15 protein-coding genes, 1 other RNA gene and 1 pseudogene are annotated in these 21,521 nt (G+C 42.2%); 14 read left to right on the forward strand and 3 right to left on the reverse strand.

The window, feature by feature from the left end:
• The 3 genes and pseudogenes from AC0MA3_RS16490 to ssrA all read left to right on the forward strand — a co-directional run.
• Positions 1-430, forward strand: a pseudogene (locus tag AC0MA3_RS16490) (ribonuclease R); the annotation flags it as partial.
• Between the two features lie 191 nt (positions 431-621).
• The gene (smpB, locus tag AC0MA3_RS16495) at positions 622-1,101 is read left to right on the forward strand and encodes an SsrA-binding protein SmpB (RefSeq protein WP_074088737.1); all 480 of its coding nucleotides are present in this window, start codon (positions 622-624) and stop codon (positions 1,099-1,101) included.
• A 189-nt stretch (positions 1,102-1,290) separates the two neighbouring features.
• Positions 1,291-1,655, forward strand: a transfer-messenger RNA (tmRNA) gene (ssrA, locus tag AC0MA3_RS16500).
• 81 nt (positions 1,656-1,736) lie between these two features.
• On the opposite strand, the gene AC0MA3_RS16505 is transcribed toward ssrA, so the two are convergent.
• Together AC0MA3_RS16505 and AC0MA3_RS16510 are read right to left on the reverse strand one after the other, a co-directional pair.
• The gene (locus tag AC0MA3_RS16505) at positions 1,737-2,321 is read right to left on the reverse strand and encodes a hypothetical protein (protein ID WP_474656972.1); all 585 of its coding nucleotides are present in this window, start codon (positions 2,319-2,321) and stop codon (positions 1,737-1,739) included.
• Positions 2,322-2,571: 250 nt separating this feature from the next.
• Positions 2,572-2,784, reverse strand: a complete 213-nt coding sequence (locus tag AC0MA3_RS16510) for a hypothetical protein (RefSeq protein WP_474656973.1) — start codon at positions 2,782-2,784, stop codon at positions 2,572-2,574.
• A 451-nt stretch (positions 2,785-3,235) separates the two neighbouring features.
• Between AC0MA3_RS16510 and AC0MA3_RS16515 the strand changes: the two genes are divergently transcribed.
• From AC0MA3_RS16515 to AC0MA3_RS16540, 6 genes are all read left to right on the forward strand, one after another.
• Positions 3,236-4,111: a hypothetical protein gene (locus AC0MA3_RS16515; protein ID WP_474656974.1), complete on the forward strand. Its 876-nt coding sequence runs from the start codon at positions 3,236-3,238 to the stop codon at positions 4,109-4,111.
• Positions 4,112-4,321: 210 nt separating this feature from the next.
• Positions 4,322-4,990, forward strand: coding sequence for a vWA domain-containing protein (locus AC0MA3_RS16520; RefSeq protein ID WP_474656975.1), 669 nt, complete (start codon positions 4,322-4,324; stop codon positions 4,988-4,990).
• Positions 4,990-5,790: a PP2C family serine/threonine-protein phosphatase gene (locus tag AC0MA3_RS16525; protein WP_474656976.1), complete on the forward strand. Its 801-nt coding sequence runs from the start codon at positions 4,990-4,992 to the stop codon at positions 5,788-5,790. Before AC0MA3_RS16520 ends, AC0MA3_RS16525 begins: the two co-directional genes overlap by 1 nt.
• Positions 5,791-5,793: 3 nt before the next feature.
• Complete coding sequence (locus AC0MA3_RS16530; RefSeq protein ID WP_474656977.1) at positions 5,794-7,731, forward strand: hypothetical protein; 1,938 nt, start codon at positions 5,794-5,796, stop codon at positions 7,729-7,731.
• 235 nt (positions 7,732-7,966) lie between these two features.
• On the forward strand, positions 7,967-10,744 hold the full coding sequence (locus AC0MA3_RS16535; RefSeq protein ID WP_474656978.1) for an NACHT domain-containing protein: 2,778 nt from the start codon (positions 7,967-7,969) through the stop codon (positions 10,742-10,744).
• 501 nt (positions 10,745-11,245) lie between these two features.
• Complete coding sequence (locus AC0MA3_RS16540; RefSeq protein WP_474656979.1) at positions 11,246-11,809, forward strand: RBBP9/YdeN family alpha/beta hydrolase; 564 nt, start codon at positions 11,246-11,248, stop codon at positions 11,807-11,809.
• A gap of 322 nt (positions 11,810-12,131) precedes the next feature.
• On the opposite strand, the gene AC0MA3_RS16545 is transcribed toward AC0MA3_RS16540, so the two are convergent.
• Complete coding sequence (locus tag AC0MA3_RS16545) at positions 12,132-14,513, reverse strand: glycoside hydrolase family 94 protein (protein ID WP_474656980.1); 2,382 nt, start codon at positions 14,511-14,513, stop codon at positions 12,132-12,134.
• 601 nt (positions 14,514-15,114) lie between these two features.
• On the opposite strand from AC0MA3_RS16545, the gene AC0MA3_RS16550 reads away from it, so the two are divergent.
• The 5 genes from AC0MA3_RS16550 (at position 15,115) to AC0MA3_RS16570 (ending at position 21,278) form a co-directional block, all read left to right on the forward strand.
• On the forward strand, positions 15,115-15,468 hold the full coding sequence (locus tag AC0MA3_RS16550) for a nitrous oxide-stimulated promoter family protein (protein ID WP_474656981.1): 354 nt from the start codon (positions 15,115-15,117) through the stop codon (positions 15,466-15,468).
• A gap of 746 nt (positions 15,469-16,214) precedes the next feature.
• The gene (locus AC0MA3_RS16555; protein ID WP_474656982.1) at positions 16,215-18,368 is read left to right on the forward strand and encodes a pectate lyase family protein; all 2,154 of its coding nucleotides are present in this window, start codon (positions 16,215-16,217) and stop codon (positions 18,366-18,368) included.
• 235 nt (positions 18,369-18,603) lie between these two features.
• Complete coding sequence (locus tag AC0MA3_RS16560; protein WP_474656983.1) at positions 18,604-19,575, forward strand: stalk domain-containing protein; 972 nt, start codon at positions 18,604-18,606, stop codon at positions 19,573-19,575.
• Positions 19,576-19,912: 337 nt separating this feature from the next.
• Positions 19,913-20,281 (forward strand): VOC family protein, encoded by a 369-nt coding sequence (locus AC0MA3_RS16565; protein ID WP_379163506.1) that lies wholly within the window; start codon positions 19,913-19,915, stop codon positions 20,279-20,281.
• A 274-nt stretch (positions 20,282-20,555) separates the two neighbouring features.
• Positions 20,556-21,278, forward strand: coding sequence for a GntR family transcriptional regulator (locus AC0MA3_RS16570; protein WP_379163509.1), 723 nt, complete (start codon positions 20,556-20,558; stop codon positions 21,276-21,278).
• Positions 21,279-21,521: the final 243 nt, after the last annotated feature.

Below are 21,521 nucleotides of genomic sequence, written 5' to 3' on the forward strand. Positions count from 1 at the left end.
CGCGCGCCGGGCGTTCGCGGCCTTGAACCGCGGCGAGGCTGGCGGGGCCAGCGCGCCGCGTGAGCGGGACCGCAGCGGCGGGCGAGGCCGCGGTGGAGAGGCCGGAGGCGGTACCGGGGGACGCGGCATCAGCTTCGGCTTCGGCTCCGGCAAGGGCGGCTACGGCGCCCCAGCTGGCGGAGCAGAGCAGGGCAGCGAGCTGCGCGGTGTGGACGCCAGCACGCGGTTCCGCAGCCGTGAGGACCTCGGCAGCGGGCCAGCGGCCGGAGGCCGCAGCAGCGGCGGCGAAGGCAAGAGCCGCCGCAAGAAGAAGAAGGGCGGGGTCTTCATCAGCCCTTCCGTGACTCCGGGCAACGTGGAGCAGAGCGACAAGGGCGGAAGTCCTGAAGGCAGCGGCCGCCGCAAGAAGAAGAAAAAACCGCAAGAGTAAGCTGGGTACGATATGGCGCTGCTTTCCGTGTGAGGAAGCAGCGCCTTTTTGCTGGCAGGGATGGATATTTCCAGTGGTTCAGTACAGGAGAGGATCATCCTTCCTTGCGTTAGCGTAATTGCTTTTGATACAATATAGATCTGACGTTTGACTCCGTGCAAACGGGAAATTCGATTCAAGGAGTGACTTTCATGGGTAAAAAAGCAGACGGGAAAGTGCTCGCCCAGAACAAAAAAGCTTCCCATGATTATTTTATCGAGGACACTTATGAAGCTGGCTTGGTACTGACCGGTACGGAAATCAAGTCACTGCGTAATGGCCGTGCTAACATTGGCGATGCTTTTGCCACCATTCGAAACGGCGAGATTCACGTGCATAACATGCACATCAGCCCATTTGAACAGGGGAACCGCAACAACCCGACAGACCCGACCCGCACACGCAAGCTGCTCATGCATAAGGTGCAGATCAGTAAGTTGCTCGGTTTGTCCAAGCAGGATGGCTACTCGATAGTGCCGCTGAAGGTGTATGTGCGCAATGGTTACGCGAAGCTATTGATCGGCCTGGGTAAAGGGAAGAAGCAATACGACAAACGCGACACCGCCGCCAAAAAAGACGCTCAACGCGATATCGCGCGTGCGCTGCGTGAGAAACAAAAGATCGCCAGATAAGCCGATGTGCTGCGCTTCCTGGAGTTCCAGATCTACCCTTCAATTCCTTTAACCCACGTGTTAAAGTGTTGATAAATGTGCTATACTGTGTAAGTAAGATTTTTGCTTCGTGACAGTCCTCTTAGACAGAGGCTGCCTGGATCTCTCTTGCTAGAAGATCCGCTTGATCCGAAGCGCCCTTTCTAATGAGGGGCCGTTCTTGGATTCGACGGGGGTAGTTCGAGCATGAGCAGCGAGTAGTGGGGACGCGTCCGCTTCATCAACGCTAAAGCCTATTAAACGGCAAACAACAAAACAACTACGCTTTCGCAGCTTAATAACCTGTGTGCGTGCTTCTACCCTGCATCGCCCATGTGACAGGGATAGGGGCTAACAAGTAGTGGGATACGCTGTCTGGTCTCCGCCTGGGGTCAGCAGAAGAAGATAATCAGGCTGACCCAACGTATAGCCGGTTACGGGGCGATACTCGGGTGACATCAAATCCGTGACTACACTCGTAGAAACTTATGTGCCGTTATCTTCGGACAGGGGTTCGACTCCCCTCGGCTCCATATGGAGTATCAGTGAAGACACCTTTAGGGGTGTCTTTTTGTTTTGTTCTCTATTCATAGAGGTGATCACCCTTTAAGTTTTAATCAATCTTCAATGAACTGAAAGGTAGCTTCGCAGTATTGAATAAAATCATCAAACGAGGAAAAGACACTGAATTGCGGGAATCTCTCGTTCATGTTCTGATTCCAAGTCAGATGCACAAGGTAATATTGACCTGTGCTGATTTCATGGAACAATACATCATCGGACGCATAACTTCGAGCAAATGCGGTTAGATCTTTTTGATACAAATGATGCATTGCATTCAGTTCGCTTTCCAACTCCTTCTCCAGTATTCCTTTAAATTGATCCTCTAGTAGGTGCCAAGGCTCTCTGAGTGTTGAATGCATGCGTACATCCTTCTCTGCGGTGAGAATGATATCTTCATTCGATACAATCTGCAGATTCTCTACAGCGATTTGAATAGCCTGTTCAACAGTATCTGATAAGGATTTCTGATTGAAAAGGGGGCCCCAGAATCCCTCTTCATTCAAGATTTCTTTTATATCAGGATCATGCTCAATCCACTTATGAATTAGGAAGGTAAATAGACCGTCTCGGTTACGCTTAATGATTTCTACCTTGTATATTTCGCTTGGCGAATATATGACCTGAACGACTTCATCCATAGGTTCTCCCCCGCTGATAAGTTATTAACCCAACTATATCAAAATGCAGAGGGAGAGTATTGTAATAAAGCATACTAAACGGATTTATAAACAATCGGATACGAGAGTCTTTTCAAATACAGTTTGGTTTCCATAAGCTGAACGCAGGGTGAGATAGAGTTTTTATCTCTTTTAATGGTCAACTGGGAGATGAACTTGCTGGCGATAGTATTAAGCAGTTGAACATTGGGTACTTCCTGATCCAGTAGACCTATAAACGTTTAAATATCCAGCGGAAGATAATGTCTATTTCTTCATGCGGAACATGCACCCACACTGCTTTAGTCTTTTGATTACTGATAGCTAAATGTTCTGTCCAATAGCCATACGGTGGTGTGCCGCCATTGTTAAAGCCCTGCTTGGCATTTTGCGACATTCCCTTCCGACCCTCTACGGCAAAATTGGTATTAAAGAACTCAAACATTACCTCCAGTATTCCTTCTAGCAGCTTGTACTGTGGAGAGAGTCTGCCTAAGTCTGCTCTGTTACAGAAATAACTTTCACGCCTAATTAGGCCAAAAGCGCTTTGTATATCACGAGATCTCACGCTTTCAGGAAAAACGGTTAAACTTATGGGCAAGGATAGCGTAAAAGGTCGGTTAAGCGCTTGGCATGGGCCATCTTCCTCTGAAACACTTCACGGTCATCGGTTTGGCTGAGTTCCCTTTTTCCAAAAATTCATGGATTACCATGTGTCCGTTCCTGGCAGTATTGCTAAATAGCCTTAACCTACGCTGGAATGAATAACCCAATCTCCAGTGCTATAAAAAGTATAATTTTGTTATAAAAGTAGGAAAAATGTCACAAATTGCAGATGTTGAATATGGTAAGATTTTCATATAATAATACCATTCTATTTGAAGGGGGAGAGAATTATGTCAATCCTAAATGCTATATTTAGATATGAGGGTATTGAAGAGATTATAAATTTGGAAGATATCTCAATTAGAGAAAATTATGAAGTATTAAAAGAAAATTTATTTTGTAGCTCCGTTAATTGTAATTGTCCCTTGCAATATATTGCTAGAGGTAGGATTAGCGAATATTTAAAGAAACGAATTGGCGAAAATCATATCGAAAGTTGTAGACATTTTGCCGCTACTAACTTAAATGGACGTTCAAGAAGAATCACTGGAACTACCAGTTCGATTTTAAGAGACGAACATGTGGCCAATATACTTCGTGGACTTCATGATGCATATAATGAAACTGATGAAGAACGTCAAATGAGACTAGCTCGTCAAAGAGAATCAGCAAGACAACGTAGAAATAACAGAGTAGATAATAGCTCAAATGAAGACGATTATGATGAAGTTACTGTGAACAGTGGAACTACATCTGGAAGTGGTGAAGTACTACTTGAACGTGAAAGAAACCCGTCTGTTCGTAGAAGAACTTCATTATTAGACTTGACGAATGATGATGTTGGACAAACTGAAGGTATTATAGGCGAATTAATTGAATTACAAAATTATGAAAACCGATCCATTTTATTATTGAGTGATAGGAATAGAAGAAGAACCCTTTTTGTATATTTAGAACAAGTGTTTTTTGAAAACTCTGCAGTAAACGCTGATAGACGATTGATTGCTCTAAATGAAATATTGCTTTCAGGTAGGGAAATTCAAATTAGTTGTGTTGGGGAAGTTGTTTTTAGAAATGATAGTTTAGGATTGATAGCATTTAGAGAAACGAATTTAAGATTTAATAGAGAACCATTAATAGTATTTTTGCATAATTCTAATAATTGAACATTATTGCTTAGCACTTATATTCAGGCAATTTACTATATACCGTATGTTTTTAATCTCCACAAGTGATATGAATATTAACATGATAGTATTCTTGCTTAAAGCACCTACAAGGTGCTTTTTTTGTTTATATTGCAGGAAAAATGTCACAAAAGATAGAAAATAGATATAGTAAAATTTACATATATTCTACATAAGGTGGTTGGGGAAATGTCGGATTTCAATTTTGAACAGATTCCTTTTGCGGTTGAGTTTGCTGAAAATCCAGAGCCTAGATGTCCTTGCATATTAATATTAGATACGTCGTATTCTATGCAAGGCAGACCAATAAAAGAGATGAATGATGGGCTCAAGCTGTTTAAAGAAGAATTGCTATCCGACTCTATGGCGATGAAAAGAGTTGAACTGGCTATAGTAAAGTTTGGACCAGTTGAAGTTCATACCGATTTTATGACAGTAGATAATTTTTATCCTGATGATCTGGAATGCACTGGTGATACCCCTCTTGGTGAAGCAATAGAGCAGGCGTTGGACCTTTTAAATCAGAGGAAAGATATATATAAACAGAATGGCGTAAGCTATTATCGTCCATGGATTTTTTTAATTACTGATGGAGCGCCAACAGATAGTTGGCAGCGAGCAGCCTCTTTAGTAAAAAAAGGGGAAGAGACAAAGGCATTCTCATTTTTTTCTGTCGGTGTTGAAGGTGCAGACATGGATATTCTTAAGCAGATTACAACTCGAACTCCACTCAAGTTAAAAGGGCTTAGGTTTAAAGAGCTATTCTCTTGGTTGTCTAATTCTTTAAGTTCCGTATCAAGTTCTGCTGTTGATGATCAAGTGAAGTTGGAGAGTCCAGAAGGGTGGGGCAGTGTCTGATGTGTTTGGAGAAATGGCGTTATGGTTTTACTTCAGTGAAGGGGACTTCTCATGAAGCTGCTAATACAAACTGTCAGGATTCATCAGTATGTACAATATTAGAAGATAAACAGGGCAAGGAAATTCTTGTTGCAGTCATATCTGATGGGGCTGGGAGCGCCAAAGTATCTGAAATTGGTTCATCTCTTGTGTGTTCATTATTTGTAGATGAAATACGAGCGTATCTTGAAACCGGAAATGAAATAAGAGATCTTGGCAGAGAATTCTATGAAGATTGGATAATCCGAGTTCAATCAGAAATAGCTATTAGAGCTGAGGCGATGCAATTATCCAAGAGGGATTTCGCTTGTACTTTTTTGTCTGCTGTTCTTACAGATGAGATAGCGATTTTTGCACAAATTGGGGATGGGGCTATAGTGATGAATTCTCCTGAGGAACCAGATACGTATAACTGGGAGTTCTGGCCTCAACAGGGTGAGTACGAGAATACTACATATTTCATAACTGAAAATAATGCTATACAAAAGTTGATGTTTAGTCCACGCCAAGGAAAAGCATGTACAGAAATTGCAATGTTTACAGATGGTATACAACGTTTGGTGCTGCATTATGAATCTCGAACTGTACACAGTCCGTTTCTCCAAACATTTTTTAAAATTCTTAGGAACCAAGATGAATCATCAACAGAAAGGTATACGACTTCTCTAGCAGCTTTTCTGAATTCAGATAAAGTTAACGAACGAACAGATGATGATAAAACGTTGCTTCTAGCAACACGATTAGCGAATACAGCAGTGTAAATAATGAAAATGATAACGAACGCAATTAATGGCAAGAATCAGAACATCACTATTGGTGAAGAATTGGGAAAAGGAGGCGAAGGCAGCGTCTATAGGCTGGGGAACAACAGCAATTATGTTGCCAAGCTGTATCACAATTCTTTAGACAATGGTAAGCAGGCTAAGCTAAGAGCTATGGTTCAGATTCAGTCAGATAATCTGCTTGCATTTACAACTTGGCCCGTAGATATTCTCAAATCTTCTAAAAGTGATGAGATTATTGGGTTTATGATGCCGAAGCTTTCAGGCAAGAAGATTCATGATCTATACAGCCCAAAGGCGAGAAATAATGAATTTCCTTCTGCTTCCTATGCCTTTCTAGTACACACAGCGATGAATCTGGCAAAAGCTTTTGCGGCGGTACATCAAGCAGGCCATATCATTGGGGATGTTAATCACGGTAACTTTTATGTGACGGAGCAAGGAATCGTGACATTGCTTGACTGTGACGGTTATCAGATAAAAGCGGGAAATACGATATACTCTTGTGATGTTGGAATACCTATGTATCAGCCTCCAGAGTTACATCAAGTTAAATCCTTTCGTAATTTAACGAGAACTGAGAATCATGATAATTTCGGCTTAGCCATTTTTATTTTTTTGCTGTTATTTATGGGCAGACATCCTTTCGCTGGGCAGTATTTAGGTGCAGGGGACATGCCTATTGAAAAAGCTATATCCGAAAATCGTTTTGCGTATAGCAGCTTAGCTTTCTCAAAAATGATGAAGCAGCCTCCAGGATCGCTTCCATTAACTATGCTTTCTACTGAGATAAGTGCTCTTTTTGAAAGAGCTTTTGATGAACAGAGCTCACGCAACGGGAAAAGACCTTCAGCACTTGAATGGGCAAATGCACTTAAAAACTATTCTAACCAGTTGAAGAAGTGCCCTCATAAAAATGGACATGTATACTTCAACGGTCTTTCCGCGTGCCCTTGGTGTCAGCTAGAGCAGATGGGATTGATACTCTTCACTGTTGTAGGAGTGAGTGCTCAATTCAATAGTTTCTTTAAACTAGACGAGATTTGGGTTCGCATTAATTCAGTCCCAGTTCCAGGAACAGCACCAATATTACCCAATCCACATAGTCTATCACTGTCACTTAAGCCTTCCCAAAATGTTTTAGAACAAAAGAAAAAGAACAAACTTCCATTCTCATTTGGAGTAGCTGGCTTAGGATTGCTAATGCTTTATCTATTCCCAAGTGCATGGTTTCTTATATTAGTGGCTACTATTGTTATAATCTCGCAATTGCCTGGGAAGCCAAGCTTAAAAATGCATCAGAGCTTAAATACACAAAAAGCAGAAGCACAAAAGAAATATGAAACACTAAAGAATCGTTGGATTAACGAAACCAGTAATACTGCATTTACAAGGAAAATGAATGAGCTTAGCAAGTACAAACAAGAATATTCCAGTCTAAATCAGTACAAGGCAGAACGGATTAAGCTTCTTAAGGATAAACAATATGAACGTCAATTAAGCATTTACCTTCAGCGTTATCGAATAGAGGATGCCAAGATTGAAGGTATTGGCCCTAGCCGAAAGGCTACATTAGAGTCATTCGGGGTCGAGACTGCTGATGATGTGGTTGCAATTAGTATTAGACGGATACCAGGTTTTGGGCCTTCATATACAAATAAGCTACTTGATTGGCGTAGGGGCGTGGAGAGAAGATTCAAATTCGATCCATCCAAAGGTATTCCGAGAGTTGATTTGGATAATGTAGAAAGAGATGTACAGATTAAAGCGAAGAAGCTGGAGCAAGAGCTAAATGGTGGGTATACTCAGTTGCTGCATATTTCAAAACAGATTGAAGAGAAAAGAAAGCTGTTGTGGAATGAAGTAAATGAAGCTGCTAATGTTTTAGGGCAGATTGAGTGTGATCTTAAGGCGTTGTAGATCAATGAGGGCTTTCGCCATATTACATGGTTAAGGATAAGTTCAAAAGGTTGCTACGATTTTGCCTACCAAATGCTTTGACAGTAAATTTATGGTATGAGAATATTGGTATATCTCATTTCAAAATATTGAAGGTTTTGTTGCGATTGTCGGCCGATTTTGTATTGGATTTAAATGGGTGATGATTTAAGTGTGTGGGACTTTTGTCTAAAAAATATATGCTGGGAGCTGTCCAATGTTTAGTGTGATTATAGGTTTCTTTGACTCACTTTTAAATGATATCTTCAAAGATTCACTCAAGAATAAAATAAGCGGTTTCCTTGAAAAACGGAATGTTGAGCGAACGATTGAACGGTGCTCAGAGACACCGTCTCAGGCACTAGAAAGTTATTTTCGAAATGAGTCAATCTCTGAAGATAGAGTTAAGCTAATACTTACGGAGTTAGACTATGCAATTAAAGCTGTTGAAATCAGTGCACATACTTTGGCAAATGCCTCACTGAATAAAGAAAAGCTAGTTGAAATTATAAATGAGAAATATCCAATTCCACAAAGTATCGTCGAAGAAAATTTAGAGTGGCCCTATTTAATGGCACTTGGTATTGCCGCTGAAACACTCTGTGATTTGGGTCCAAGATTTCAAGAATGGGAGAAAGAATCTTGGAGAAAAAACTTTGAGGCTTTCGATAAATTGTTTGAAAATCAAGAAAAGATATTGAGTATAGTAGGTCCAGGTGGAGAAGGATCAAAAGATGATAGATTTGAACACACTTACAGATCTTATATTTTAAGAAGATTGTCTAAGATTGATGCTTCAACACTAAGAGCTGCATCCAACCTATTCCTCGACTTGACATCAATATTTGTTCATCCATATGTAGTGAAAATCAAAGCGGATAAGAAAATCAAGATAAGTGCACAAGAAAAAATTATCTCTCTTGCAGAAGCAAGAAGACAAGTTCATGTAGAAAATACAAGTCAGGATAAGGAATTAGAGACCGCCGAAACATTTGTTAAGAATAACTTACGAACAGCTATAATAGGTTTACCAGGAAGCGGTAAGACAACATTGTTACAACATTTATTATTGGGAGCAGCTGGTGAGGCAAATGCAGATAAAGTTATTATACCAATCCTTGTTAAAGCTAGAGAACTCGATTTAGATAATTTACCAATAGTCGATGATCTTCTACAATTAGCTGAAGGTAAAATGTTTGCAAATGCATTACCTGGTTTTTTTGCACGCCAGTTTGAGTCTGGTAAAGCTATGTTACTTATTGATGGATTAGACGAAGTAATAAACGATAGAATAGATGACGTTTTAAATTGGATTGATGCGTTTATTCAGTTATATCCACGATCTAAATATGTGGTATCATCTAGGCCTGTTAGTTATAAATCAGAATTTTTTAAAAGTCTAGGTTTTGCAGAAGGTAATTTGTGCGAATTTAATGAGAAACAAATTGAAGAATATGTAAAAAAATGGAGTACGGCTGTTGAAATATCTTCAGGTGCAACAATTGAAGAAGCAGAACAATCCAGTCAGGTGTACGCTAATGCAATTGTTGAAAAAGCTGTTAGAAATCCATATATAAGAAAGCTTGCAGCTAATCCATTATTGTTGTCGACTTTATGCCTAGTTCAACGATATGAGGGTGGAGATCTTCCAAATAGAAGAGTTCTACTGTATCAAAGATGCGTGGAGGGCCTACTCTTCCACTGGGATAACAAACGGGGGCTTAATTCTTCTATCGTTGGATCTTTAAGCTTAGAGCGAAAATTGTTGATTTTGAGAAGACTAGCGATTCAAATGCAAGTAAATAGTGTTGCGGAAGTTAAAGAAAAGTTGGAAGTAAATAATGAAGACGAATTAACAATTCAATTATCATTCACAGATTCACTTCATGAAGTCGGTGACACTTGTGATGCAATAGCTTTATTAGACAATATTCGTGATAGAAGTGGTATTGTTGTAGAGAGACGCCCTGGTATTTATGGATTTTCACATTTAACTTTTCAAGAATACTTAGCAGCCCTATCTCTAAATCAAGGAGATTTTGATGAGTATGATAGGCTATTTTTATTCTCGAAAAGAAAAGATCCTCAATGGAGAGAAGTAATTGCATTATATGCAGGAATTGCTCCGAAACAAAGTGTTGAGTTTATTATTGAAGAGTTATTAAATACAAATGATCCCGATTCAATTATATTAAGTGGTGAATGTCTTCTGGCATCACACGATATAAGCCTTAGTATTACCAAAAGAGTATTATCGACGTTGTTGCAAATGGATAATGACAACATTAAAGATGGGTTTAGGCTACCAATTCAAAAAATTCTTCAATCTCAAGATGATGATATTGTCTACACTGAAGTTATAAAAGTATTAGATAACCTCAATGTCATTCATGCTACGAGATACCTATTCTTTAAAAGAGATCCGAGATGTGTTGAACCCATTTTAGCTGTATGTTTTAAGATTATTTCGTCTGAACAATTAAGTGGTGAATGGGATTACGGACTAACTCTCATACTATTGCATATTAAAACAAAAGAATCTGCACTTGCACTAGGTAAAGTAGCAGATTATTCTGCGGAAAATATCTCTTCTCTAAGCAATCATGCAACCCTCTTTTGGTCACTTTGGTCCAGCGAAGTGCGGGGTAGAAGAGTGAGAAGAAAAGACAGTTCATTAGTTGGTTGCTTATCGTACCTAGAGGATAAAAATGTAGAGAGTGAAAAAATCGCACTCTGTAAATTCATATCTGCTGCTTCAAGAGAGGAAGTGTTATTCCACACAATCAAGAAACACAAGCAATTTAACAATTTAAATTCTTCCAGTCAATTTGCTCAGGAACTTTTGGTTAAATTGAAGTTATTAACTCTCGATAGGGTACAAGAAGTTTCTATACATGCTCTACGAGCAAGTAATGATCTTCAGCAGGCTCTGGAATATATCGATAAGGGTATTAATGTGAAAAGGAGGAAAAAATCACAGATTGAAATTAAATGATTCTATAAATTATTTTAGAAGTCTCTCGGGTGACATCAAAACTGTGACTACACTCGTAGAAGCTTATGTGCCGTTATCTTCGGACAGGGGGTCGACTCCCCTCGGCTCCATATGGAGTATCAGTGAAGACACCTTTAGGGGTGTCTTTTTTCGTTTTATCGTTTGTTTTGGACCATACGTGGCGGTTATTAAGCTTACTATGATATGGTTTTTGAGGCTTACTGTTAATAGATACAGTGGGTTTCACTGAGCTTATACGAAGACGGGAGGCTTTGGCCGCCACGTAAACAGTGATAATTACAATTCCCTTCGGCGATGAGAATTGTGCAGATCTCAATCCCGTTCTCGGTAGCCGTTTCTTGTTCAATTATGGATACTTTATTTATTAGTTCACTGACTGGATTAAAGTTAAGTTGGGGGAGAGGTCACATGTGTACATGTCATGAGCATCTACTCATGTAAAATATGAATTATTTCAACTATTGTGGAGGTATGGTTGTCATGAGTAGAAGTTTTCTTCTTTTGTATGGAGTCGGCGGCAGTGGATCCGATCATTGGCAAAGATGGTTACAGCAAGAGCTGGTGAAGCAAGGTGAACAGGTCTATTTTCCTGATTTTCCAGACAAGGATCAGCCAGATAAGGATGTTTGGCTTGACTATTTATCTTCTGTTCTTGAAGAAATTCCGCAGGAGGAAGAAGTAATCGTTGTAGCTCACAGTTTAGCGTGCATTATGTGGTTTCACTATGCGACTTCACATCCGAAACGAAAAATTCAGCGAGCGATTCTGGTAGCACCGCCTTCGCCATTTTTGAAATATGAGCCTGTGATAACGTTTTTCCCTGTACCGGAAAACTTGGCTGAGATTGCAACGGTGGCGGAAAAGGCCCTGTTTGTTTTATCCTCAACAGACCCTTATTGTTCGGTAGAAGATGTTTCTCAATATTTAGATTTAGGGGTCCCTTGCGTTATGTTGCCTAAAATGGGTCACATCAACGTAGAAGCGGGCTACGGTCCATGGCCGTGGATTCTCGATGTGTGCTTAAACCAGCAAGTTACACTATGAAAGAGTGGACGAACAAGGTGCTTAATGATCAGTGATTCTGATCATGAGGTTATAGCTCAACATTGCAAAAATCATGGTAAAAAACGAACTCATAAAGTCAGTGACCAAACTGATCTAATTCTGGTTTAGAAGTTAATACCCGATATTTCACACCTCCCGTCCTGCGGTTGTGGAGAGAGAAGAATATGGCTCTTCACGTCCCATCCTTAGCTTCATATGGAGTAAAGTAAAAGACACCCTCAGGTGTCTTTTACATCCCCTTATGACCAAGCCATAAGTAACTAAAAACTAGATAGTACACTAACTGCGTTTCAGTAATTTGCTACCCCATGATAACCCGTACGGTGTTTTCTGCCTGCATTTTGGTGAGAGGAATTAGGTCACCTTGAATTTCCTCACCGTTAATGACGATATGGGTAACTCCTTTTTGTACGCTGTTCTTGTTCTCCACCTGAATGTTCAGCTTCAATCCGCGGAATTCCCGCACCATGGAGAAGTCTGTCCAGTTGGAGGGCACGCACGGATTGATCCGAAGGCCATCGATCTGCGGTTGTACTCCCATGATGCCCTCCACTAGAGAGACCATCACGGTCGAGGCAGTTCCGGTGAGCCAGTGGACATGTGCCCGGCCTTGATAGGGGCTATCTTTAGACTCAACGAACTGACCATGTACGTAAGGCTCAAGTTTGCGGATTTCGGCTTTATCGTTCATGCTAGCCGGGCTGCAGTTCAAGAAATACTCGAACGCACGTTCACCGTTGCCGATCATCGTTTCCGCCAGGATGAGCCATCCCTGCGGCTGGCTAAAGATGCCGGCATTTTCTTTGGTTGACGGGTTGAAAAGGGCCATCAGTGCTACGGGCAAACCATATTTCCGGAATGGCGGATAGAATAGCATGGTGCCATAATCGGTACGCAGATTCTCGTACACTTTGTCCATGGAGAGCTTCGCCTGATCCGGGCGGGCGGCACCGCTTAGTACGGACCAGCTTTGCGGATTCAGCCAAATTTTTGCCTCATCGTTCTCCCAGGACCCAATGGTATAGTTGTCTTCGGTGAACCCGCGGACGAACTGATTGTTCTCCCAAGCATGCTTCTGAATGTTTTCATCGAGCTCATCGAGCAGGCACTGTGCCCACACTACGTCGTCAGGCTTGCTCTTATTTTGTGCGATTTCAATGAACACTTTGAAGGCCATATACAGCTGGAAGGCGACGAACAGTGATTCACCCTTGGCTCCAAGACGCAGACAATCGTTCCAGTCCGCATGAAGCCCGACCGGCATACCGTGCGCACCCATACGGTCAAGGCTAAATTGAAGGGCCTGGCGCAGATGCTCGTAAACCGTGGCTTCGCCTTGGTCTGAATAGGGAATCACTTCATCCGTGAAGTCCCAGTTACCGCTTTCATTTAAATACTTGATGGTGGTCGGGAACAGCCATAAGGCGTCATCGGCACGATAATGGGGATGACCGGTCTCACGCACGTATTCCGGATCGTCGGGTGTGCCCTCATGTCCGGGGTTATGGTTGAATTTTACGAGCGGCAGACCGCCACCGTTGGAGACCTGAGCCGAGATCATCAGCCGCAGACGCTCAAGTGCCATCTCATGGTCCAGATGAATGATGCCTTGAATATCTTGCACAGTATCCCGATAGCCGAGTCCGTTACGCAGACCGGAGTATTGGAAGGAGGCCGCACGTGACCAGATGAAGGTGATGAAGCATTGATATGCATTCCAAGTGTTGATCATGTTGTTCAGATTGTCGCTTGGCGTCTGGACCTGAAAACGGTTAAGCTTGCCGTGCCAGAATGTCTTCAATTCTTCAAGTTCCTTGTCGATAACGGACAGATCCTTATAGCGGTTGAGAATTTCGGACGCACCTCGCTCATCATACTGTCCCAGTAAAAATGCAATTTCCTTCTCTTCTCCTGGCTGCAAATCCACGTTGATCTGCAGGGCACCGCAGGCATTGGTGTTATAGTTCAGCGAATTGGAACATTGGCCCTTTTCCACGGAGGCCGGATTGCCGTAACTGCGGTAATCGCCGAGAAATGTATCCCGGTCGCCATCGTAGGCGGTTACCTCCGCACCTGCAGCGCCGAAAAATCTCCAGCTTTGCTCCTCGGTTGTGTTTTCGTTGATCACTTGCAGAATCTTATTGTTGTTGTAATAGGTCCGTGAAATGAACAAAGTGTATTGAAGGTTCACAGTATCCTGTTCGTAATTGTTATCGTTGGTGAATTCGACAAATCCGAAGAATGCCAGCTTCCGGGCCTTGGAGCCATCATTGCGGACCTTCATGCGCCATACTTCGTAGGATCTGTTTAGCGGCACGTAATATAATGATTCTGTATGAATGTTGTCATAATCCGAGACGATGTTCGTGTATCCGGTTCCATGATGGCACACAGATTTGTACTGCTCCAGATCCTTGCCAACCGGCTGCCAGGAGCCGGACCAATAATCTCCGTTCTCCAGATCTCTCACGTAAATGTAGCGCCCCGGTTCGTCCTTGGAATTGAAGTGGTACCTTATATGCCGCCCGTTTGCTCCAGATTTTACAAAGCTATAGCCTCCTGCGTTGCCAGAAATGATGGCGCCGTATTCCGGCGATCCGAGGTAGTTCGCCCAAGGTGCAGGGGTGTTCGGTTTTGTAATGAGATATTCTTTGTTCTTTTCATCAAAATAACCATATTGCATAACCATTCCTCCTATTAAAGTGACTAACTGCCATTTGTAAACGCGCGTTCACAAATGGGTATAATATCCAATCTCAATTACATTATAAGATAGTTTCAGTTAGTCTATAACCCCATATTTAAGAATAAAAAACAAAATATTGAATGTTTTTTCTAGCTACATTATCCTTTAATTCACAGATTAAGGATCTCTTAGATTCATTGAACTAACGCTTATCGAAAGGCCGTGAATTGTGAGTTTGCTTATTCCCGGTTCGGCTCCTATGATATATGAGAAAAAGCATGATCTGAGATACACGAATCCAATTTGGGGCGGTCAGCCGGATGAGTCATCCCAACATGACAAAATCCAAAGATGCCGCCTGCAGCCGTAAAAAGACAACCCTGACAAATGAACTGTGACTAAGGGTGTCTTTTTCATTTCAACGCTGTTTTATACTATACGTGGTGGTTAAAAAGCTTGTCAGTAGCATGATTTAAGAGTTACGCCCATAGTGAAATCATTCTGCTAAAATAGGATCATATAGAGACACTGTTCCACTCACTATGTATAGTTGCCAAATCCCGAGCAGCCCAACTAAAATTCAAGGAGGCTTCATTATATGAGGACAGGAGCAGAGCAGCAATTGAACGATGGCCCTAAAATCCGCAAAGAAAAAGTAACTGTTTCTACAATGATTACTATATATTGTAAGAGAAAACATCATGTAAAGGGACTCTGTGATGAATGTCAGAACTTAAATGAATATGCTATGAAAAGACTATCCCACTGCAAATTCGGTGAAGAGAAAACGGCTTGTGCAAAGTGTTCTATTCATTGTTATAAACCGGTTTACCGCAAAAAAATCAAGGAAGTTATGCGTTTTTCAGGTCCATGGATGCTGCTGTACCATCCGTTGGAGTCCATAAGGCATATCCCAATACCAGATAAGTTAAGAAAATCAATTTCACGATAGTTATCTTAACAAGTGGCTTCAGAAGTTTTGATTGGTCAACCCTTGTTCAAGTTCCAAGACACCAGACTATACAAGGGAGCTTAGAATTAGCGATGAACGAAGGTTTTTTTTGAGAACGACGATTCATTTATTGCAGTTCAGGTAATTTTGAAGGGATAATTCCACGACAGGAGAGGACGGATCATATGGCGGCTAATTGGTGGTTGGCTCTAATTATTATGGTCGTGTTAAACGGGATTTTGGTGTGGACTTTGTTTGTAGAGGGAGAGTCCACAAGTCGCAGAGCCAAAAAGTGGTTTTTTATTATTGTGAATGTCATTGGGCTTATTCTTGCAGTCTCTCAATTTTTCTGGATGAAGTTTTAACCTTGGGTAAGGAAAACCATACTAGATAAACTTAAGATGGGCGAATGCACCTCGGCCTGCATAGTAGAGCTGAAAGACACCTCTCGGGGTGTCTTTTTTGTTGGCAGATTCCAACCTATCATCCCCCTGCCTAATAATCATTAACTCAGAATACCGCAGGATGAGCGCTGATATGAGTAAATGATTGTATCGGAACCGCTGTAGCGATTGGTATGCTCAGGGCGTTATAGTTCCAAAATATGTATTAAAAGTAAGATCAATGGTTTGGATTGCCGGAATAAGAGACAGGTAGCTTAGAGAAGGAGGAGATGAAGAAGCTTCGCGAGAACTTGCAAGCGATTTCATATTTTTCTGTAAACTATTCGATCAGGAGGCAAAAGAATGAAGAAAAGAGCTGCAAAGGTAGCCAGCATAATGATGTTGTTTTCGCTTGTACTATCTTTAATAGCGGGCGGATGGTCAAATTCGGTCGTACATGCTGCTGGACTTACGATCACTGGCAGTGGAGGCTGGAATGAAGCTGCGTATGTGGAGTGGACCCCTGTAAGTAATGCTACCGGGTACAATGTATATGTTAAACCAGCAAGTGCGGCAGATTCCGGGTTTCAAAAAATCAATAATGAATTGATCCGCAAATACGCTCCCTACTGGAGAGCGGATGCTGTGGGGCTTGCTGCGGGAGCTTATGTCATGAAGGTTGAAGCCACGCTGCCAGGAGGAGAGGCGTTAAGTGCGGTTTCTAATACGCTGTCTGTAGCGTCATTTGACCGGTCAGGATTCGCTTTTTCGGCAAACTCAGAATATGGATCGGGTTCAGGTGCTTATAATGAGAACGGTACGCTGAAGACTGGTGCACAAGTGCTGTATATCACTTCTAAGAATGCGCAAACGGTAACGCTCGATGTTAAAATCAACAGCTCCGGCGCTGTGCAGACAGGTGTGGGTCTTGGCGGAATTCTGGCACTCAGACAAAAAGGCTATGATACAACGCCGCTTGCCATCCGCATTATTGGGAAGGTTACAGCTGCTGATCTGAGTGGACAACTTAACAGCACTGGATACCTTGAAGTCAAAGGTAAAAGCAATTATTCGGAAATGAATATAACGATTGAAGGTATCGGAGACGATGCGTATGCGTATGGGTGGGGAATGCTGCTCAGATATGTAGGTAATGTGGAAGTAAGGAACATCGGAGTGATGTTGTTCCCGGATGATGGCATTTCAATGGATACGGGCAATGCGAACGTGTGGGTGCATAATAATGATATTTTCTATGGATCTGCAGGGAGCGACGCGGACCAAGCCAAAGGTGACGGTTCCACAGACCTTAAAAAGGGATCAACGTATATTACTATTTCCTACAACCACTACTGGGATTCCGGCAAAGCAGCTCTATTCGGTTTGAGCGAATCGGCTGAGTTCTTTGTGTCCTTCCACCATAACTGGTTCGATCATTCAGACTCCCGTCATCCGCGTATAAGAGTGGCCTCTGTTCATGTCTATAATAACTTCTATGACGGAGTGTCGAAATATGGTGTTGGGGTTACAACAGGAGCTTCAGCTTTTGTAGAATCGAATCTTTTTAGACATGTCAAAAACCCAATGTTAAGCTCCTTACAAGGAACGGATGCTATCGGTGAGGAAGGTACGTTCTCAGGTGAGAACGGAGGGATGATCAAAGCCTACAACAATAGCATTATTGAAGTGGGAAGTCTTATTTATGCCAACTCCAATGCTGGAACAGCTCCGGCCAATGCAACCTCTTTTGATGCCTATGTAGTATCGTCGAGAAATGAAACCGTTCCAAGCTCATATAAAGCCTTAGTAGGCGGAACAGCTTATAACAACTTCGATACGAGCGTAGATACAGGGGTAAGTGCCTCTGACATCGATAGCGCGAGCGCTATTGAACAGATCGTTACGGCAGAAGCCGGACGCCTGAATGGTGGAGACTTCACCTGGGAATTTAATGATTCGGTGGATGACGTATCGTATTCACTGAATACAGCGCTAATGTCCGCCATTCGCAGCTATACAACGGGGCTAGTATCTGTAGGGGGGAACTCCAACCCAACGACCCCGACTCCAGCACCAACAGCAACTCCAGCGCCAACGGCAACACCAGCACCAACGTCGACAGCAACAGCAACTCCAGCACCAACGGTAACTCCAGCACCAACAGCGACTCCAACGCCTACAGCAGGAGCGTATGTCCATAACTTTACCACCAATGGAACAACTAGCAGCTTCTTCAATATTCAAGGTAATCTCTCAACCACCAAGGGGACTGTGGTATATAATGGCCTGACCCTAACCCAGTGTTTGAAAATCGAGAGTTCAACCAGCATTGGGTTCACCGCCAGCAAAGCCTCAACCTTAACTTTAGTATTCAACACAGCAGACGGAACCGCTATCAAGGTGGATGGAACAAGTTATCCCATCACGAACGGCATTGCCACTGTCTCTCTTACGGCAGGTGCACATACGATTACAAAGGATAGTACTACGAACTTGTATTACATGAAGTTGGAGTAGATAAGTTACTATCCTGACCCAGTGATAAAGAGTAAAACGAAAGACACCTCCAGGGGTGTCTTTTTCATGTATAGCGCACAGGCGTTACAATCTTCGATCTTTTTTTACAAGAAACAACATAATAGACAGAATTATTAGCGAAGTTTATAATAAATTGCGGTACTATGTAGTAAAAGATGCCAAAATTGGTGTCTCTTACTTTCGCGCACTAATAAATACTGGGGGGTTTATAAGAATGAAGTTGATTCAAATGAGAAAATCGGTCTTTATTTCATCGATCGTAGTTTCAAGTCTACTGTTTGGCTCAGTAGGAGTATTCGCAGGAACTGGTGTTGAGACGATCAAGGCTAAATTGAACCACGATATTAAGTTTCTTCTTAACGGTGCTAAGTGGACTCCGAAGGATCAATCGGGTAATAACTTGTCCGCTTTGGTATATAACGGTTCTACATATGTTCCTCTAAGATCTGTTTCTGAAGCGCTTGGAGCAGAAATTGATTTTGATGCATCCTCACTAACTATTTCTATTGATGGTTCAGATAATAGCGGGATTCCTTACAATGATGCTAGTATGGCATCGACTCCACAACAACCTGTTACCCAGGCTCCTGCAAACACACCGGCTCCTACAACTGCACCAAGTCAATCCACTACGACGGCTTCAACCAGCAATGGTAAAACCTTTGGTTCTGCAATTTCAATTGGCAAATCTGTTTCATATGACGACCCTTATAGTTATGATGGTTTTGCATACACCGGCAACTATACGGTCTCCGTAAGCTCCGTAAAGTCAATTTCAAGAAGTGAAATTGCAGCGCTTGGTTTCAGGGAGCCGGAAGCAAACGCTCTAATTGATTATAAGTTGGCTAAGGTTAAGATTGTTCTGAAGAACGGTAAGCTTATCTCATATGGTAAACACGAAAGTACATATGTTGATGTTGCTCTTATGCCTAACCTCTGGGGTTCTAAAACTTCAGACGGCAACAGTATTATCGGTGTAACGGATTATGGGTTCACTGGTTCCTTAAGGGAAGCTCTCCAAGACGCAACTAATTTCAAAAAGCTTGAGTCGGGTCAAAGCTACAGCTACAGTGCTGAAGGACTGGTAATCGTACCTGTAACCAAGGGGTTGACGAACTATCTAACCCTTCAACTCAATAACACTGACGACTATGCCAACTCTTTCTTTTACTTCAAGCTTGAGTAGTTAAGGGGGAGAGGACACCTTTCGGGGTGTCTTTTTTTTGTCTACTCCGCATGATTACGCCTTAATAACTTGACTTTCGCAGAGTCAAAATTGACTTGGCAGCAGATGGAGCCAAGATTTAAAAGAAGAAATCGAAAAAATGAAAGAACGCTACTGACATACTGTTGTCAGTAACGGGATGTATTATCAAGATATACAAAATGAAAGTGAGGTTATTACAGGACTCAAGATACGAATACTGCGTTATGGTTATGCCGTGTGGTGTTTTCGGCTCATGTCAGTATTACCATTTATGCTAATAACCATAAACAACCCCATATACAAAGGAGAACATTATATGTCAGTAATTGGACCCGACTTCATTTCACTTCAAGTGAGCGATCTTGAAGGCTCTGCGGAATTCTATCAAAACTATCTCGGACTGGTCCGCTCACAGGCGGGACCACCTCATGCTGTGGTCTTTGAAACAAAGCCTATTGCATTTGCTCTTCGTGACCTAATGCCAGGAATAGAACTCGGTTCAGGGACTCAGCCTGGACTTGGTGTTGCTCTGTGGCTTCATGCCCCTGATACGCAAGAAATCCACGACAAGCTTATTGCAGCAGGCGTAAAGATTACATCCGCACCAATAGATGGGCCATTCGGGCGAACCTTTACATTTGCCGACCCAGATGGTTACCTAATTACCCTTCACAGTAAAGCCTAATACGCAAATGTATCTAGCTCGATAATAGTGATAACTTCCTCTGTCACAGGGAGCTAAGTGATTATTACAATATTAAGACCGTGTTCCTAAACGCGATATGCTCCCCATACGGTAGACAGGTGAAATAATAAACCCTGTTACTGTGAGGGGAGTTTTTTCATGTCAGTCCACGAGCCCGCCCCTGTCCACATTACTCTGTATGATCCCTCACTTAATTATGTTATATTTATTATTGTTAATTTAGCTCTTTACAGTTCTGAAGAAGGAGTACCCCATGACCCAATTTGTCTATAAGCAAATTATTGATGATCTCAAAATGAAGATTTTTGCGGGAAAGTTTGCCGATATGAGACTACCGGATGAGCGCAGTCTTAGCGAAACCTACCAGGTAAGCCGAAGTTCCATCAAACGTGCACTGATGAAGATGGAGAACTCGGGTATTATTTTCAAAAAACGGGGTTCAGGCACCTTTATCAATCCGTTATACATAAAAAATGAATCGATCTTTAATTACGAGGGCTCGAATCTGGGGGTCACCGACAACTTTCAGATGCATGGCAAAAAGCCTAAGGTGAAAGTGCTGGATTTCGAGGTGATCCGGCCTACGGAAGAGCTGCAGCGGGATCTATTCTTGCAGCCCCATGATTTTGTATACAAAATCGTGCGCCTTCGCTTATTCGATGACGAGCCGTTCATGATTGAGACGGGCTTTATTCCGATCAAGATTGTCCAGAACCTGGACCAGACGATTATCGAAGGATCGATCTTTCATTATCTGGAGGAGTCGCGGAATCTGGCGGTGACCAAGTCGTTTTTGTCTATTTTTGCTGAGCCTTCGGGTGCTAATGATCAAGAATTGCTCCATCTGCAGGAGAATGAGCCTGTAGGGATTATGGAGGGGATTTTCTTCCTGGACAATGGGACTCCCTTCGAATTCTCTCATATGCGGTTCCACTACAAATATTTGAAATTCAACACGTTTGTATCTGTACAATAACGTTCTAACGATCCGGCCGGGGAGCATTCCCTGGTCTTTTTTTTGTGTTTTTAAGCGTGTATACAAAGATACATATAGTTACATATTTATAAAAATAAAGATCTTTTTGCTAGTGATTTGCTCCGTTATTCATACTATGTTCAAAATTTCACAAAATTGGACCGTATCAATTGTTAAAATGATTGAATTTTATGAGCGCGGCGGTATGATGTAATTGTAGAAGTAATTATGTTCAGAAAACAG

It is taken from the genome of Paenibacillus sp. LS-5 (assembly GCF_056121505.1).